Source organism: Streptomyces uncialis, from assembly GCF_001905345.1.
GTDB classification, from domain to species: Bacteria; Actinomycetota; Actinomycetes; order Streptomycetales; family Streptomycetaceae; genus Streptomyces; species Streptomyces uncialis.
Genome location: NZ_LFBV01000001.1, coordinates 527,666 through 544,932 on the forward strand (window position 1 = coordinate 527,666; position 17,267 = coordinate 544,932).

Annotated in this window: 12 protein-coding genes and 3 tRNA genes; 7 read left to right on the plus strand and 8 right to left on the minus strand. The window is 72.0% G+C overall.

Translation table 11 applies throughout. The annotated features are described in order from the left end of the window. Positions 1-75: 75 nt before the first annotated feature. From purD to AB852_RS02280, 4 genes are all read left to right on the plus strand, one after another. Complete coding sequence (purD, locus tag AB852_RS02265; RefSeq protein ID WP_073783019.1) at positions 76-1,341, plus strand: phosphoribosylamine--glycine ligase; 1,266 nt, start codon at positions 76-78, stop codon at positions 1,339-1,341. Between the two features lie 1,250 nt (positions 1,342-2,591). Continuing rightward, the gene (locus tag AB852_RS02270; RefSeq protein ID WP_073783021.1) at positions 2,592-4,358 is read left to right on the plus strand and encodes a M48 family metalloprotease; all 1,767 of its coding nucleotides are present in this window, start codon (positions 2,592-2,594) and stop codon (positions 4,356-4,358) included. Between the two features lie 558 nt (positions 4,359-4,916). Further along, positions 4,917-6,452 carry a N,N-dimethylformamidase beta subunit family domain-containing protein gene (locus tag AB852_RS02275; protein ID WP_073783023.1) on the plus strand — a complete coding sequence of 512 codons (1,536 nt, stop codon included), beginning with the start codon at positions 4,917-4,919 and terminating at the stop codon, positions 6,450-6,452. A gap of 94 nt (positions 6,453-6,546) precedes the next feature. Then, positions 6,547-7,443, plus strand: coding sequence for a phosphoribosylaminoimidazolesuccinocarboxamide synthase (locus AB852_RS02280; protein WP_073783025.1), 897 nt, complete (start codon positions 6,547-6,549; stop codon positions 7,441-7,443). A gap of 99 nt (positions 7,444-7,542) precedes the next feature. On the opposite strand, the gene AB852_RS02285 is transcribed toward AB852_RS02280, so the two are convergent. The 8 genes from AB852_RS02285 to AB852_RS02320 all read right to left on the minus strand — a co-directional run bounded on the left by AB852_RS02285 (position 7,543) and on the right by AB852_RS02320 (position 13,586). Further along, positions 7,543-7,615, minus strand: a tRNA-Gly gene (locus AB852_RS02285). A gap of 24 nt (positions 7,616-7,639) precedes the next feature. Continuing rightward, positions 7,640-8,269 (minus strand): response regulator transcription factor, encoded by a 630-nt coding sequence (locus AB852_RS02290; protein WP_073783027.1) that lies wholly within the window; start codon positions 8,267-8,269, stop codon positions 7,640-7,642. Continuing rightward, positions 8,266-9,909, minus strand: a complete 1,644-nt coding sequence (locus AB852_RS02295) for a histidine kinase (RefSeq protein ID WP_073783029.1) — start codon at positions 9,907-9,909, stop codon at positions 8,266-8,268. The genes AB852_RS02290 and AB852_RS02295 overlap by 4 nt, the downstream gene beginning before the upstream one ends. A 208-nt stretch (positions 9,910-10,117) precedes the next feature. Next, positions 10,118-10,933: an ABC transporter permease gene (locus tag AB852_RS02300; protein WP_073785279.1), complete on the minus strand. Its 816-nt coding sequence runs from the start codon at positions 10,931-10,933 to the stop codon at positions 10,118-10,120. Positions 10,934-10,941: 8 nt separating this feature from the next. Continuing rightward, on the minus strand, positions 10,942-11,961 hold the full coding sequence (locus AB852_RS02305) for an ABC transporter ATP-binding protein (RefSeq protein ID WP_073783031.1): 1,020 nt from the start codon (positions 11,959-11,961) through the stop codon (positions 10,942-10,944). A gap of 159 nt (positions 11,962-12,120) precedes the next feature. After that, a tRNA-Gly gene (locus AB852_RS02310) sits at positions 12,121-12,196 on the minus strand. A gap of 77 nt (positions 12,197-12,273) precedes the next feature. Continuing rightward, positions 12,274-12,348: transfer RNA gene (locus AB852_RS02315), tRNA-Gly, on the minus strand. 911 nt (positions 12,349-13,259) lie between these two features. After that, a complete protein-coding gene (locus AB852_RS02320) occupies positions 13,260-13,586 on the minus strand; it encodes a histone-like nucleoid-structuring protein Lsr2 (RefSeq protein ID WP_073783033.1) in 327 nt (108 codons plus the stop codon). A gap of 325 nt (positions 13,587-13,911) precedes the next feature. On the opposite strand from AB852_RS02320, the gene purS reads away from it, so the two are divergent. From purS to purL, 3 genes are read left to right on the plus strand one after another with little or no spacing between them, the layout of a single operon-like run. Beyond that, the gene (gene purS, locus AB852_RS02325; RefSeq protein WP_073783035.1) at positions 13,912-14,187 is read left to right on the plus strand and encodes a phosphoribosylformylglycinamidine synthase subunit PurS; all 276 of its coding nucleotides are present in this window, start codon (positions 13,912-13,914) and stop codon (positions 14,185-14,187) included. Beyond that, the gene (gene purQ, locus AB852_RS02330; protein WP_073783037.1) at positions 14,184-14,876 is read left to right on the plus strand and encodes a phosphoribosylformylglycinamidine synthase subunit PurQ; all 693 of its coding nucleotides are present in this window, start codon (positions 14,184-14,186) and stop codon (positions 14,874-14,876) included. Before purS ends, purQ begins: the two co-directional genes overlap by 4 nt. Further along, the gene (gene purL, locus AB852_RS02335) at positions 14,873-17,122 is read left to right on the plus strand and encodes a phosphoribosylformylglycinamidine synthase subunit PurL (RefSeq protein ID WP_073783039.1); all 2,250 of its coding nucleotides are present in this window, start codon (positions 14,873-14,875) and stop codon (positions 17,120-17,122) included. The genes purQ and purL overlap by 4 nt, the downstream gene beginning before the upstream one ends. Positions 17,123-17,267 lie beyond the last annotated feature (145 nt).

Sequence of the window (17,267 nt, forward strand, 5' to 3'; positions counted from 1 at the left end):
ACCTCCCAAGGCCGGGGAGTCCGCGCGTCGGACGCCCGCACAAGGGGGTGGGCGGTGGCGGTTAGGGTGGCGGCTGTGAAGGTCCTCGTCATCGGCGGCGGCGCCCGCGAACACGCCCTGTGCCGCTCACTGTCCCTCGACCCCGACGTCACCTCGTTGCACTGCGCGCCAGGCAACGCGGGTATCGCCGACGTGGCCGAACTCCATGCCGTCGATCAGCTGGACGGGGCCGCCGTGGCCGCGCTCGCGTCGCGGCTCGAAGCCGACCTGGTGGTCGTCGGCCCCGAGGCCCCGCTGGTCGCGGGCGTCGCGGACGCCGTCCGGGCGGCGGGTGTCGACTGCTTCGGACCGTCGCGTCAGGCGGCGGAACTGGAGGGCTCGAAGGCGTTCGCCAAGGACGTCATGGCCGCCGCCGGGGTACCGACCGGGCGCAGCTACGTGTGCACGACGGCGGAGGAGGCCGACGAGGCGCTCGACGCCTTCGGGGCCCCGTACGTCGTCAAGGACGACGGGCTCGCCGCGGGCAAGGGCGTCGTGGTCACCGACGACCTGGCCGCCGCGCGGGAGCACGCGGTCGCGTGCGACCGTGTCGTCATCGAGGAGTTCCTGGACGGTCCCGAGGTCTCGCTCTTCGCGATCACCGACGGCGTCACGGTCGTCCCGCTCCAGCCCGCGCAGGACTTCAAGCGCGCGCTCGACGGTGACGAGGGTCCCAACACCGGTGGTATGGGCGCCTATTCGCCGTTGCCGTGGGCCGACCCCAAGCTGGTCGCGGAGGTCATGGAGACGGTGCTCCAGCCGACCGTCGACGAACTGCGCAGGCGCGGCACCCCGTTCTCGGGCCTGCTGTACGCGGGGCTCGCGATCACCTCGCGCGGGGTCCGGGTCATCGAGTTCAACGCCCGCTTCGGCGACCCGGAGACGCAGGTCGTCCTGGCCCGGCTGCGGACCCCGCTCGGCGGGGTGCTGCGGGCCGCCGCCCAGGGCACCCTCGCGGACCTCGAACCGCTCCGCTGGAGCGGTGACGCGGCGGTCACCGTGGTCGTGGCCTCGCACAACTACCCCGGCACCCCGCGCACCGGCGACCCCGTCGAGGGTCTGGACGCGGTCGCCTCGGAGGACGCCCCGTACGCGTACGTCCTGCACGCCGGGACCAAGCGCGACGGTGACCGGGTCGTCAGCGCGGGCGGGCGGGTGCTGTCGGTGACGGCGACCGGCTCGGACCTCGCGCAGGCCCGGCAGCGGGCGTACGCGGCGCTCGGCCGGGTCCGGCTGGACGGCGGTCAGCACCGTACGGACATCGCGGAGAAAGCGGCGGGTCGCCTTCGCTCGCGCCTCTGAGGTCTGTCCGGCGGGGCGCACTTGTCCCTGCCCGGGTCGCCCGGTGGTTCGCGGTTCCCCGCGGGTCGTCTTCGCTCGCGCCCTGGGGTTTCTTGTGCTGGGCGCACTTGTTCCTGTGCGGTCGCTCGGTGGGTGCGCAGTTCCCCGCGCCCCTGGGTGCTGCCCCCTTGCGGTCGCTCTTCGGGTGCGGGTCTGCCCTCGTTCTTGCGCAGTTCCCCGCGCCCCTTTGGGGCGCATCCGGCCGGTTCTTCGGGTCGGTGCCGGTCGGGATTCTCCGTCCTCGCTCCAACGCGCTCGGTCGGACGTGAAGTGGCTCTGCTGAAGAGCATCGGAGTCTGCGGGCAGAGATTCCCGCCCACCCCCTCCCGCAGCCGAGCGAGTGCGGGAGGAGGAGGGTTCAACCCCGCCCCCGCAGACTGAGGACAGCAGCAAGGGGGCGCCCCTTCAGGGGCGCGGGGAACTGCGCAGAACCACCGAGTACCCGCACGGGAACAAGTACGCCCAGCACAGGAGACCCAGGGGCGCGGGGAACTGCGCAACCCCGTCCGACCCGCACAGGGACAAGCGCGTCCAGCCGGACAGACCTCGGGAGCGCGAGCGAAGGCGACCCGCGGGGAACTGCGCAGAACCACCGAGTACCCGCACGGGAACAAGTGCGCCCAGCACAGGAGACCCAGGGGCGCGGGGAACTGCGCACCCCCGTCCGACCCGCACAGGGACAAGTGCGTCCATCCCGGACAGACCTCGGGAGCGCGAGCGAAGGCGACCCGCGGGGAACTGCGCAGAACCACCGAGTACCCGCACGGGAACAAGTGCGCCCAGCACAGGAGACCCAGGGGCGCGGGGAACTGCGCACCCCGCGAGCGACGGCACAGGGACGAGTACGTCCAGCTGGACAGACCTCGGGAGCGCGAGCGAAGGCGACCCGCGGGGGCGCGTCGTGGGCGGTGGGCGGGCGTACGGCGGTGGGGTGGGGCGTGCGGGGAGTCGTACGCGCTCGGCTATCAGTTCGTATCGTGACGCGCGATCGCGACAAACCTCTGCCCAAAGCCATTCCATCGAGTGACCAATGGTCTATACGGCTGACGGGACGCGAGGGCCCAACTAGGGTGCGGCGCATGCGTTCCGGCACATGGCCCACCGGCATTGCGTTGTCAGTGGCCGGTGCCACAGTGGGGGAGTGAACAACGCCATGGGAGCCCGTCGGCGCCGGAGCGTGCCGGGCGGGCAGTAGGGGGTGAGGTCCGGTCGTGTCGGAGACGGGTGTGGAGACGGACGCGCGTTCCGCGCGCTCCCGGGCCCTCGCCGTGCTGCGGGTCCGCAGCAGGGCGACCGCCGTGGCGCTGCTGCCCGCGGCGGGAGCCGTGGTGCTGTTCGCCGCCCAGGTCACGGGACATGTGGACGCGGGGGGCGGCGTGGAGCTGGCGCGTCTGATCCTCACCGGGACGGCCGTGGCGGTGCTCGTCGCGGCGGCGGTCATCGGCCTGGTCATCAGCCGTTCCCGGCCCGCGATGAGTCCCACGGTGCCGATCGCCGAGAGCGCCGCCCCTGACCTCTACCGCCTGGTGCGGGACCTCGCGAACCGCCTCGACGTCCCCATGCCGTCCGCCATAGCCCTGACCCCCGACTGCGACAGCTGGCTGGAGGACCGCGCGCACCGCGCGCGGGCCCCGAAGACGGCGGCCGGCGACACCCCCGCCGACGCCCCCGGCCGGACCGGCCCGGCCGGGCGGACCGGGGAGGACCCCGACCGCGGGGCGCCGATCGCCCCCGTACTGATCATCGGGTCGCCGTTCCTGTGGTGGATGCGGGTCGCCGAGCTGCGCGCGGTGCTCGCCCCGGTCGTCGCCGGTACGGGCCCCGCGGCGCACCCCGACATCGCCGCCGCCCGCCGCTTCGTCCGGGGGCTGGACGCCGCCGTGGCCGTGGCGTCCGAGCCCCACCGGGGCCCGCTCACACGGCTGGTGCTCGGCGCGGTCGGCCGGGTGGCGCGGCTGCTGCTGCGGGCCTGCCGGGAGCATGCCGCCGAGATGGAGCGCGGGGTGGCCGCCGCCGCCGCGGACCGGGCGCAGAGCGTGGACTACGGCCTGCGGATCGTCGCGCAGGAGCAGGTGGGCCTCGCGTACGCCGGGTGGGACCGGCTGCTGACCAGGGTCGCGCTGCCCGCGTGGCGGGTCGGCCGCTGGCCCTCACGGCTCGACGCGGGAGTGGTCGCCGCGCTGACCGAGCTGTCCCGCCGCGACCGCCTCGCGGAAGGGTTCACCGCGCGGCTGGGGGAGCGGCCCGCGTGCGATCTGCTGGAGGAGCCCGGCGCGGTGGACGAGGCCGCGTCCCTGCTGGCCGCCCGGCTGTTCCACGGCGCCCCCACCGAGCCCGGCCGCGAATGGGCGCCGGTCGACTGGCAGGCGTACCCCGAGGAGGTCGTCGACCGTACGTGGCGCACCGAGGCCGCCCGGCTGCACAAGGTCCTCGACGGCCTCGGTGAGCGCCGCGGCTCCCAGGGCGCCACGCTCGCCCGGGTCCTCGACCGGCTGACGGTGGCAGACAGCGCCCCGATATCCGGATCGGCGGCGGTCACGCCGGTGCCCCGGATCGCCCCGGACGACAGTCCGGACAACGCGCGCGCGGCAGCCGTCGCGTCGGCGCTCAGCGCGTGGGTGTCCCGGGAGGAGACCGAGGGGGACGCGGCCCAGGCACCCAGCCCCGGCCAGCACCCCGACGAACTCCTGTGGAACGAGGGGATGGTGCCGCTCTTCCCGCTGCAACCGCCGCGCAGCGAACGCGATCTGCTCGCCGACCATGTCCTGGCGATGGTGTGCTGCGCCGCGGTGGACACGGGCGGCGCGGTGCCCGGCCTCGACTGGCTGGATGGCCCCTCCCTCCTGGTGGGCGGGCGCCGCGCGGGGGATCTCTCTTCCCGGGTGTTCTCCCTGGTCGACGACGGGGACGCCGGTCCGCTGCGCAGCTGGCTCGCCACCCAGTCGATCCGTACGGACAAACCCCTGCGCCTCATCTGACTGCCCGGAGACCGTGGCACGCCCCCACGCCCCCACACCCACCGCCGTACGGACAGTGGCCCGCCTTGTACGGCGAGCGGCACGCCTCTACGTCGGGCGGCACCTGTACGGGCAGCGGCCCCCGTACGCCGAGACGGCGGCGCCCGAACAGCGGCGCCCCGACGGCACAACCCGGACGGCACCGGCCCCGCCGAACCCCGCCCACCGGCGCCGCACACGGGCATCGCCGCCCACCCCGGAAACCGCCGAACACCCCGCAGCGCACCCGCGAAGCAAAGGCCCCGCGAAACCAAGGCCCCAGGAACGAACGCACCACGGCCGAACGCACCACGGCCGAACGCACCACGGCCGAACGCCCCACGGCCGAACGCCCCACGAAGGAACGCCCCACGCAGAGCACCCGCGTACCCCCGCGTACTCCCACCCCGGGGTAAACGAATCGTTCCCCCGCGGTCAAATAACGACGAACGGTGACGGGCCGCATGCGCAATGTGATGTGCTGGGTGGGCCGCCGCGCGGCATCGCGCGGAGAGCCGGGGGACTCAGGGAGGGCGCCACATGGCACAGCCGGAACACACCAGGCGATGGGAATCCGGCGCCCTCGCCCACGCCGTCACCGACCCCTTCGGCCAGGGACCCCTGCCCTGGCTGCGCGGGCGCGACCACTACTTCGACGACACGGGCCATGTGGTCCCCTGGTACGTCGACACCCCCCCGGAGCAGACCTCCCCGGAGCGGGGCCGCCCGCGCGGCAGACCCGGCCGCCGGACCCGCCCCGCCGGCCCTCCCGACCCCCGCCCGTCCACGGGCCTGCGCACCGCGGACGACGTGCACCGCCAGATCAAGGGCTTCGCCTCGACCGCCGCGGTCGCCCCGGGCGAGGCCATCGACTTCCGGATCACCGTCGACCCCCCGCAGCAGTTCAGCGTGGACATCTACCGCATCGGCCACTACGCGGGCGACGGCGCCGCGCAGATCACCACCAGCCCCCGGCTCTCCGGCATCGTCCAGCCCGCGCCGCTCACCGCCGACCGCGCGGTCTCGTGCCACCACTGGTGGATGTCCTGGCGCCTCCAGGTCCCGTCGTACTGGAACCCGGGCGCGTACGTCGCCGTGCTGACCACCGCCGACGGCTACCGCTCGCACATCCCGTTCACCGTCCGCGACGACCGCCCGGCGGACCTGCTGCTGCTGCTCCCCGACATCACCTGGCAGGCGTACAACCTCTACCCCGAGGACGGCCGGACGGGCGCGAGCCTCTACCACGCGTGGGACGAGCAGGGCCGCCTCCTCGGGGAGCGGGACGCCGCGACCACCGTGTCGTTCGACCGCCCGTACGCGGGCGCCGGCCTGCCGCTGCACGTGGGCCACGCGTACGACTTCATCCGCTGGGCGGAGCGCTACGGCTACGACCTCGCGTACGCGGACGCCACCGATCTGCACGCGGGCCGGGTCGACCCCGCCCGCTACCGGGGCCTGGTGTTCCCGGGCCATGACGAGTACTGGTCAGCGGCGATGCGGCGGACCGTGGAGGGTGCCCGCGCACAGGGCACCTCGCTGGTGTTCCTGTCGGCCAACACCATGTACTGGCAGATCGAGTTGAGCGGTTCCCCGGCCGGTACCCCGGACCGGCTGCTGACCTGCCGAAAACGCAGGGGGCCCGGCAGATCCGCGCTGTGGCGGGAGATCGACCGTCCGGAGCAGCACCTCATCGGCATCCAGTACGCGGGCCGGGTGCCGGAGCCCCACCCGCTGATCGTCCGCAACGCCGGGCACTGGATGTGGGAGGCGACCGGCGCCCACGACGGCGACGAACTGCCCGGGATGGTCGCGGGCGAGGCCGACCGCTACTTCCCGCGCACCCCGCTGCCCGAGCACCAGGAGCGCGTCCTGCTCGCCCACTCCCCGTACCGGGACGGCGGTGGCGGCCGCCGCCACCAGGAGACGTCCCTGTACCGGGCGCCGTCGGGCGCGCTGGTCTTCGCGTCGGGGACGTTCGCGTGGTCCCCGGCCCTCGACCGCCCCGGCCATGTGGACGCCCGGGTGCAGCGGGCCACCGCGAACCTGCTCGACCGCATCTGCAAACGCGACTGACCCACCCGGCCCGGCACCCCCACCACCCCCATGACGACCCCGTACGGGACAATCGCGGCAGCACCGCACTTGTACATCTCCACGGGGAGGCACCGTGTCCGGATTCGTCGAAAAGCCCGAGCCGCCGCAGGTCCCGGGCCTGGTGCATCTGCACACGGGCAAGGTCCGCGACCTGTACCGCGACGGGGCGGGCGATCTGGTGATGGTCGCCAGTGACCGGATCTCCGCGTACGACTGGGTGCTGCCGACGGAGATCCCCGACAAGGGCCGGGTCCTCACCCGGCTCTCGCTGTGGTGGTTCGACCAGCTCGCGGACCTCGCCCCGAACCATGTGCTGAGCATGGAGCTGCCCGAGGGCGCCCCCGCCGACTGGGCCGGCCGCACCCTGGTCTGCAAGTCGCTGCGGATGGTTCCGGTGGAGTGCGTGGCGCGCGGCTATCTCGCCGGTTCGGGACTGACCGAGTACCGCCTGTCCCGTACGGTCTGCGGTCTCCCGCTGCCCGAGGGCCTCGACGACGGCTCCGAGCTGCCCGAGCCGATCTTCACCCCGGCGACGAAGGCGGCGGTCGGCGATCACGACGAGAACGTCAGCTACGAGGAGGTCGTCCGCCAGGTCGGCGCCCCGACCGCCGCTCAGCTGCGGCGGACCACCCTCGACGTCTACGGCCGCGCCCGGGACATCGCGCGGGAGCGGGGCATCGTCCTCGCGGACACCAAGTTCGAGTTCGGTTTCGACGGGGAGACCCTGACCCTCGCGGACGAGGTGCTCACCCCCGACTCGTCCCGGTTCTGGCCCGCCGGGACGTGGGAGCCGGGCCGTGCCCAGCCGAGCTACGACAAGCAGTTCGTCCGGGACTGGCTGACCTCCCCGGCCTCCGGCTGGGACCGCGCCGCCGAGCAGCCGCCGCCCCCGCTGCCCGAGGAGATCGTGGCCGCGACCCGCGCGAAGTACCTGGAGGCGTACGAGCGCCTGACGGGCGAGCGCTGGTAGCGGACCTGCGGACGGGGGGCCTGGACGGAGGGCCCGGCCCCCTGCGGTGCCGGGGTACGCGAAAAGCCCCGGCCTGTGGGCCGGGGCTTTTCGTTCCGGAGCGGACGACGAGGTTCGAACTCGCGACCTCAACCTTGGCAAGGTTGCGCTCTACCAACTGAGCTACGTCCGCCGGTGCCCTCTCGGGCGACGCCCACTATACCCAACCGCGGTCCCTGGCGAGCCGCACCGCCGTATGACGGTTCTCCGCCCCGAGCTTCGTCGCGGCCGACGAGAGATAGTTGCGGACCGTGCCGGGGGAGAGCGCCGCGCGCTCCGCGATCTCCGCGATGGGGGCGCCGTCGGCGGCGAGGTCCAGCACCTCGGCCTCCCGGGCGGTCAGCGGGGAGTCCCCGGCGGAGATCGCGTCGGCGGCCAACTCGGGGTCGACGTAGCGGTTCCCGGCGTGGACGGTGCGGATGATCTCGGCGAGCTGCCGCGCGCTGACCGTCTTGGGGACGAAGCCGCGCACCCCCGCCGCCAGCGCCCGCTTCAGATGCCCCGGGCGGCCGTGGCTGGTGACGATCATGACCCGGCAGCCGGGCAGTTCCGCCCGCAGGGATGTGGCCACGCTCACACCGTCGGCGCCGGGCATCTCCAGATCCAGGACGGCGACGTCCGGGACATGGGCGCGGGCCATCGCGAGCGCCTCGGGACCGGACGCGGCCTCGGCGACCACCAGCAGATCGTCCTCCAGCGCGAGCAGCGCGGCGAGCGCGCCCCGGATCAGATGCTCGTCGTCGGCGAGCAGGACCCGTACCCGGGGTGCGCTGGGTGCCGTGCTCATGATGTCTCTCCCTCTGCGGAACCGCTGCGGTCCGCCGACTCCGTGCGGCCGATGGACGACCCGGTGCGGTCCGCCGACTCCGTGCGGTCCGCGGCCGATTCCGTCCGGTTCACGGCCGGCCCGCCGCGGTTCTCGGACGACCTGGTGCGGTCCTCGGATGACCTGGTGCGGTCGCCGCCGCTGGTGGCCCCCCGGGCCCGTACGGCCGCCGCGCCGCCCGGGTTCCGTACGGAGGCGCTGCCCGGGGCAGGGCCGGACGTGCTGCCCGGGGCAGGGCCGGACGTGCTGCCCGGGGCAGGGCCGGATGTGCCGCCCGGGGTACGGGCGGACGTGCTGCCCGGCGTACGGCCTGCCACCCCGACGGGTACGCGTGCGACGACCCGGAACACCCGTCCGCCGACCCGGTCCGCGACCCCGGCGATCCCGGCCTCCAGCGTGCCGTCGACCCGGGCCAGCCGCTCCCGCAGCCCCGCGAGTCCGGTGCCGCCGACGGCCGGGCCGCCGCAGTCGTCGGGCCCGGTGCCGTCCGCGGGTCCCGTGCCGTCGGTGGCGGTCACCCCGTCGCTCTCCACGATCAGGGTCGCCGTCCCGTCCGTCTCCGTCAGGGTCACCGCGCAGTGCGCGGCGTCACCGTGCCGCAGGACGTTCGTGGTGGTCTCCCGGACCACCCAGCCGAGCACCGACTGGACCCCGGCCGGGAGCCGACCGGCCGAGCCGGTGACCCGGCAGTCGATCCCGGCGGCGGTGAGCACGCCCTGGGCCCCGGCCAGCTCCGCGGAGAGATCGGCCTCACGGTAGCCGCGGACCACCTCCCGCACCTCCCGCTGCGACTCCTGCGCGATCCGCTGCACCTCGATCATCTGCTCCACGGCCTCGGGCCGTTCGCGGCGCGCCAGCTGGACAGCCAGTTCGCTCTTCAGCGCGACGACGGCGAGATTGCGGCCGAGGACATCGTGCAGATCGCGGCCGAACCGCAGCCGTTCCTCGGCGACGGCGAGCGCCGCCCGGGTCTCCCTCGCCTCGTCGAGTTCGAGGACGGCACGCAGCAGCCACATGGAGAACACCGCGGTCAGGGCGAAGAACCCGGAGAAGACGACGACCAGCAGCCCGGTGACGACCGAGGCCCCCGGGGAGAACCCGACCGCGATGAACGCCGCGCCCGCCGCCACACCCGACAACGTCACACACGCGGCGATCCGCCGGGGACCGCGTACCGCGAGGGCGAAGATCCCCAGCCCGAAGGCCATCACCCCCAGGAAGAACGACCCGGTGGCGGACAGCCGTGCCATCTCCTCGGGGGTGCCGGGGCGGTCCAGATCCTGCCCCCAGGTGCCGACCACCAGCCCCACCACGGCCACGACGGCCGTGGTGACCGCGAGGGTGATCAGCAACCCGAGCGGACGGTCCCGGGTGCCGGTGGCCCAGTCCATGGCCCGGGACACGGTGAGCGAACCCACGACGACATGCACCAGCACCAGCACCAGCAGGGTGGCCCCCGGTACCACCGGCATCGCCGTTATCGGGACGACGCCGATGACGCCGAATTCGATCACGGCGAACGCGTGGAACGACCAGCGCGTGTACGTCTCCACCTTCGCGGTCGTGCTCTTCCGCTGCCACCAGGCACCCGGCTCGCGCATGCCACCGCTTCTCTCTCGCCCGTGTTCCGATACGCCTGTGTTCCGATACGGCCGTGCCCGGATCCGCCTGCGTTCCGGTACGTCCGTGTCCGCTACGGCTGTGTTCCGCTACGTGGGTGTCCGCTACGTCCGTGTCCGCCGCGTCCGTGTTCCTGTACGGGGGCGGGCGCACCCGTCGGCCGTGGCCTCCGGGTGCGCCGCCGCGCGCTCAGTGCCGGGGTTCCCAGCGGAACCACCGTCGTACAGCAAACACCGCGAGCAGCGTCCAGGCCACCGCCGTGGCCAGCGCGGCCAGGGTGTCGGCACCGGACATGGTGCCGGTCCAGCCGCCCCGTACCAGGGAGATCACCCCGGTCAGCGGCAGCATCTCGCATATCTGCGCGAGCCGGTCGGGCAACACCTCCAGCGGGACGGTGATCCCGGAGGCGAGCATCGACACCAGCACCACCGGCATGCTGGTGACCTGCGCGCTCTCCGCGCTGCGGCTGAATGCCGCGGTGACGGCGGCGAGCGAGGCGGACAGCGCCAGCCCCAGGACCACTCCGGCGACCGCGAGATGCGGGGCCTTCGGGGGACCCACGTCCAGGATGATCATGCAGCCGGTGACGAGCAGCACGATCTGCGCCACCGCGATGCACAGCGAGGGCAGCGCGGCTCCGGCGAGGATCTCCGTGTCCCGCAGCTCCCCGACCCGCAGCCGCTTCAGTACGAGTTCCTCGCGCCGGGTGACATAGATCGTGGTCAGCGCGATGTACACGGCGAACAGCAGCGAGAAGCCGACGGACGCGGGCAGCAGGATCGTGCCGAGCGACAGCCCCGTGCCTTCGAGGTCCATGCTGTCGGTGGCGGAGCGGATGCTGAACGGCAGGATCAGCGGGACGACCGCCGCCGCGAACAGCGTGCCCTTGCTGCGTACCAGCAGGGTCAGTTCGGCGCGGGCGAGCGAACGCATCCGGCCGGCCGCGGTGGTGGTGGCGGTCGCCCCGGCGCGCGGCGCGGTCCGGTGGGTCGGGGGCTTGGTCATCGCGGTGCTCACAGCGCCGGCTCCTTCTCATGGGTGTCCGCGCCGGCGGTGGCGCCTTCCTCCGCGTCCCGGGCGATCCGCAGGAACGCCTCCTCCAGGGACGCGGACCGTACGTCGAGCCCGCGCAGTTCCAGCCGTTCGCGCTCGGCCCACAGCAGGAGTCCGGTCGCGGCGCGCTGGAGTTCATGGGTACGCAGCTTGACGGTGCGGTCCCGGGTCTCGTGCCCGGTGACCCCGAGCTGGGCCAGCGGCGGGAGGTCCCCGACGAAGTACCCGTCGGGGAGCTGGAAGGAGATCAGCGAGGGCTGCGAGGCGACGACCTCCTCGACGGTGCCCCCGGCCGCGATACGCCCCTCGTGGAGGATCGCCAGCCGGTCCGCGAGATCCTCCGCCTCCTCCAGGTAGTGCGTGGTCAGCAGGACGGTGGTGCCGCTGTCACGCAGCTCCCGCACCAGGTCCCAGGTCCCGCGGCGGCCCTCCGCGTCCAGTCCGGTCGTCGGCTCGTCCAGGAACAGCACCTCGGGGCGGCCCAGCAGCGCGAGCGCCAGGTCCAGCCGGCGGCGTTCACCGCCGGAGAGCTGCTTGACGCGGACGCCGCCGCGGCGGGTGAGGCCCACGATGTCGAGCGCCTCGCCCACGGGGCGGGCGCCGCTGGTGCAGCCCGCCCACATCCGCAGGGTCTCGCGCACCGTCAGCTCGGACGGGAAGCCGCCCTCCTGGAGCATCACGCCGATCCGGGGCCGGATCGCGGCACGGTCCCGGTAGGGATCATGGCCGAGGACGCTGACCTGGCCGGACGCGGGGGGCGCGAGGCCCTCCAGCAGTTCGAGGGTCGAGGTCTTCCCGGCGCCGTTCGTGCCGAGCAGGGCGAAGAGTTCGCCGCGGCCCACGGAGAAGGTCACTCCCCGGACGGCCTCGAACAACTGGGTCTTCTGCCCGCTCTTGTCACGCCCGGAGGGACCGCCCCCGTAGACGCGACGCAGATCGGTCACGTCGATCACGCGCTCTTCGGTCACTTCGGTAGTCATGAGAAGAGTGTCGCCGCAGCGGGGAGCGGAGGGAGGTGCCGGGTGTCACCAGTGGCCATGACAAATGTCAGATCGGCGTAAGGTCCGGACCGCTGTCCGGCCCCGGACAGCAAAGAACCCCAGTCATCGACCGGGGTTTCCCTGAACTGCGAGTACTTCTGGAGCGGACGACGAGGTTCGAACTCGCGACCTCAACCTTGGCAAGGTTGCGCTCTACCAACTGAGCTACGTCCGCACAGCATCCGACCGGCTTTCACCGATCGGCGCGAGCACCACCTTACCTGATCCACCGGGGTGGACTGGCAAGGAGGGTGGAGCGGGTGACAGGGATCGCACACTGCGCCTTCCCCCTGGAAGGGGGATGTTCTACTACTGAACTACACCCGCGTGACCTGGTGGGCCGGGCTTTTCGGCCCCGCCCCTTCGGCGTGTTCCAAACTCTAGCTGATCACGGGGGGTGCTCCGCAAGTCGCCTTCGCTCGCGCTTCCGAGGTCCGTCCCGGTGGGCGTACTTGTCCCTGTGCGGGTCGTCCCAGGTCTGCCCGGCTGGGCGCACTTGTTCCTGCGCCGTCGCTCGGTGGGTGCGCAGTTCCTCGCGGGTCGCCTTCGCTTGCGCTTCCGAGGTCTGTCCGGCTGGGCGCGCTTGTTCCTGTGCCCTCGTTCGTGGGTTCGCGCAGTTCCCCGCGCCCCTTTGGGGCGCGTCCGGCCGGTTGTTCGGGTCGGTGCCGGTCGGGATTCTCCGTCCTCGCTCCAACGCGCTCGGTACGACGTCCCTCTTGCCGTACTGAAGAGCATCGGAGTCTGCGGGCAGAGATTCCCGCCCACCCCCTCCCGCAGCAGCGCGAGTCCGCGAGGAGGACGGTTCCGCAAGCCCCAGGTGGGCGCCCCCAAAGGGGCGCGGGGAACTGCGCAAGAACGAGGGCGGCCCGCGCCCGAAGAGCGACCGTAAGAGGGCAGCATCCAGGGGCGCGGGGAACTGCGCACCCACGGACGTACCCGCACGGGCACAAGTACGCACAGGTGTGGAACCCCAGGGGCGCGGGGAACTGCGCAAAACCACCGAGCGACCCGCACAGAAACACGTACGGCCAGCCGGACAGACCCAGGGGCGCGAGGAACTGCGCACCCGACGAGCGACCCGCACAGGGACAAGTGCGCCCAGCACAGGAAACCCGGGGGCGCGAGCGAAGGCGACCCGTACGGGAAATCCAGGGCCGAGAGGAACTACGCAAAACCCACGAACACCCCGTACAGGAACATGTACGGGCAAGCGATAACCGCAAACCGAGCCGGCAAGGCTATTGCGCCGCCTCGAACGCCTCGTACACCCGCTTGGGAATCCGCCCCCGCGGCGGCACGTCCATCCGATGGGACCGGGCCCACGCCCGCACCGCCGCCGGATCGGGCGTCAACGCGGTGTGCCGGTACACCTTCACCCCGCCGGAGGCGCTCCGCGCCTTGCGTCCCGCGTGCACGTACGGTGCCAGCACCTTCCGCAGTTTTCGCGCATTGGCCTGGCTGAGATCGATCTCGTACGACTTCCCGTCCAGCCCGAAGACGATCCTTTCCGCCGCTTCCCCGCCGTCGATGTCGTCATGGAGAGTGACTACGACACGCTGCGCCACGAATATCGTTCCCTTCGTGCGACCCCACCGCGTTGAGGTGCGGTGATGCCGACTGTCCGGCTTCTTGAGGCAAAATAAGCTATGGCCATTTACTTTGTACAGGCTCCGGCATTGAATGGGGAAGCCCTGTTATTACGGTCAGCGTGTCCGGTCCGTGTCGTGCGTATTGCCGGGCCGGGTTTTTTCCGGGATTTTCCGTGAAGGTCACCGCGACGATCAGCGCCGGGTGATGACGGTCACGTAGGTAGCTACGAATCTACGCGAGTAGAAATTTTGTGCGGGTAGTCTGAAGCGACCTGCTCAGCACCACACACCGGGAGTGCCAGTGGCACGCGTCGTAGTCGACGTCATGCTCAAGCCGGAGATCCTCGACCCCCAGGGACAGGCGGTGCAGCGTGCGCTGCCGCGCCTGGGCTTCGACGGCATCGCGGACGTCCGTCAGGGAAAGCGATTCGAACTTGAGGTCGACGGGCCGGTGGACGAAGCCGCCCTCGCCCGTATTCACGAGATGGCGGAGACCTTCCTCGCCAACACCGTGATCGAGGACTTCGTCGTCAGGGTCGACGAGGAGTCAGCCGCCGGAAAGGCCGGGGCGAAGTGACCGCCCGTATCGGAGTCGTCACTTTTCCGGGCACCCTGGACGATCGTGACACCCAGCGCGCGGTGCGCGTGGCCGGTGCCGAGGCGGTTCCGCTGTGGCACCGGGACAAGGATCTGAAGCAGGTCGACGCGGTCGTACTCCCGGGCGGATTCTCGTACGGCGACTATCTGCGGGCCGGTGCGATCTCGCGGTTCTCGCCCGTGATGGAGACGATCATCGCGCAGGCAAAGGCCGGAATGCCGGTTCTCGGAATCTGCAACGGATTCCAGGTGCTCACCGAGACGCATCTCCTCCCGGGCGCGATGCTGCGGAACAATCACCTCCACTTCATCTGCCGTGACCAGCGGCTCCGGGTCGAGACCACGGCCACCGCCTGGACCGCCGATTACACGGCCGGCCAGGAGATCTCCATTCCGCTGAAGAACATCGACGGCCGGTACGTCGCGGACGAGCGGGTCCTGGACGAGCTGGAGGCGGAGGGCCGGGTCGCCTTCCGCTACCTGGACGTGAACCCCAACGGCTCGCTCCGCGACATCGCCGGCATCAGCAACGCCGCCGGGAACGTCGTCGGGCTGATGCCGCACCCCGAGCACGCCGTCGAGTCCCTGACCGGCACCGGCCGCACCGACGGCCTCGGGTTCTTCACCTCGATCCTGACCAACCTCGTACAGAAGGGGGCCGCGGCATGACGCTGGACACGGTCAAGCACGCCGGCGGCACCCCGGAAGCCGAGCAGCCCTGGCAGGAACTCGGGCTCAAGCGGGACGAGTACGACCGTATCCGCGTGATCCTCGGCCGCCGCCCGACCGGCGCCGAGCTCGCCATGTACTCGGTCATGTGGTCGGAGCACTGCTCGTACAAGAGCAGCAAGGTCCATCTGCGGCAGTTCGGCGAGAAGGCCCCCGAGAACGACGCGATGCTCGTCGGTATCGGCGAGAACGCCGGTGTCGTGGACGTCGGGCAGGGCTACGCGGTCACCTTCAAGGTCGAGTCGCACAACCACCCCTCGTACATCGAGCCCTACCAGGGCGCGGCCACCGGCGTCGGCGGCATCGTCCGGGACATCCTCGCGATGGGCGCCCGTCCGGTCGCCGTGATGGACCCGCTGCGCTTCGGCGCCGCGGACCACCCCGACACCAAGCGCGTACTGCCCGGTGTCGTCGCGGGCGTCGGCGGCTACGGCAACTGCCTGGGCCTGCCGAACATCGGCGGCGAGGTCGTCTTCGACTCCTGCTACCAGGGCAACCCGCTGGTCAACGCCCTGTGCGTGGGTGTCATGAAGCACGAGGACATCCACCTCGCGAAGGCGTCCGGCCCGGGCAACAAGGTCATCCTCTACGGGGCCCGGACCGGTGGCGACGGCATCGGCGGTGTCTCGGTGCTGGCGTCGGAGACCTTCGAGTCGACGGGCCCGGCCAAGCGTCCGGCCGTCCAGGTCGGTGACCCGTTCCAGGAGAAGCTGCTCATCGAGTGCACCCTGGAGATCTTCGCGGAGAAGCTGGTCCACGGTATCCAGGACCTCGGCGGCGCGGGTCTGTCCTGCGCCACCAGCGAGCTGGCCAGCGCCGGTTCGGGCGGGATGCGCGTGGATCTGGAGACGGTCCCGCTGCGTGACGCGACCCTCTCGCCCGAGGAGATCCTCATGAGCGAGTCGCAGGAGCGCATGTGCGCGATCGTGGAGCCCGGCAAGGTCGAGCGCTTCCTGGAGATCTGCGAGAAGTGGGACGTCATCGCCACCGTCATCGGTGAGGTGACCGAGGGCGAGCGGCTGGAGATCTTCTGGCACGGCGAGCAGATCGTGGACGTGCCCCCGCGCACGGTCGCCCACGAAGGCCCTGTGTACGAGCGTCCGTACGCGCGTCCCGCCTGGCAGGACGCCCTCCAGGCCGACGACGCGAACAAGCTCCCCCGCCCGGCCACCTCCGAGGAGCTGCGGGACCAGGTCCTCAAGCTGGTCGCCTCGCCCAACCAGGCGTCCAAGGCGTGGATCACCGACCAGTACGACCGCTTCGTGCAGGGCAACACGATCCTCGCCCAGCCCGAGGACTCCGGCATGATCCGCGTCGACGAGGACACCAACCTCGGCGTCGCGATCGCCACCGACGGCAACGGCCGCTACGCCAAGCTGGACCCGTACGCGGGCGCGCAGCTCGCGCTGGTGGAGTCGTACCGCAATGTCGCGACGAGCGGCGCCCGGCCACTGGCCATCTCCAACTGCCTGAACTTCGGTTCCCCCGAGGACCCGGCGGTCATGTGGCAGTTCGCGGAGGCGACCCGCGGGCTGGCCGACGCCTGTCTGGTGCTCGGCACCCCGGTCACCGGCGGCAATGTCTCGCTGTACAACCAGACCGGTGACACCGCGATCCACCCGACCCCGGTCGTCGCGGTCCTCGGTGTCATCGACGACGTGTCGCGCCGCACCCCGGTCGGGTTCGCGGAGGAGGGCCAGCTGCTGTACCTCCTCGGCGACACCCGCGAGGAGTTCGGCGGCTCGGCCTGGTCGCAGGTCGTCCACGACCACCTGGGCGGACTGCCCCCGGTGGTGGACCTGGAGCGGGAGCGGCTGCTCGCCGACATCCTGATCTCGGCGTCCCGTGACGGCATGATCGACGCGGCGCACGACCTCTCGGACGGCGGTCTCGTCCAGGCCGTCACCGAGTCGTGCCTGCGGGGCGGCAAGGGCGCGCGACTGGTCGTCCCCGACGGGCTCGACGCGTTCACCTTCCTGTTCTCGGAGTCGGCGGGCCGCGCGGTCGTCGCCGTACCGAGGTCGGAGGAGCTCCGCTTCAACGACATGTGCGGGGCGCGGGGTCTGCCCGTCGCCCGTATCGGTGTCGTCGACGGCGACGCGATCGAGGTGCAGGGCGAGTTCACCCTGCCGCTGGCGGAGCTGCGGACGGCCCACGAGGGGACGATCCCCGCGCTGCTGGCCTGACGGTCCCGAATCCCCGAACCCCCTGTCCCGGCCGCCGCCGGGCAGGGGGTTCGGTCATGTGCGGACACTGCCCGGGCCCTGCCGGTCATGGCTGGTGGGGTCATGCCGTGCGGGGTTCACTCGAACTGATGATTGCGCGGGATTA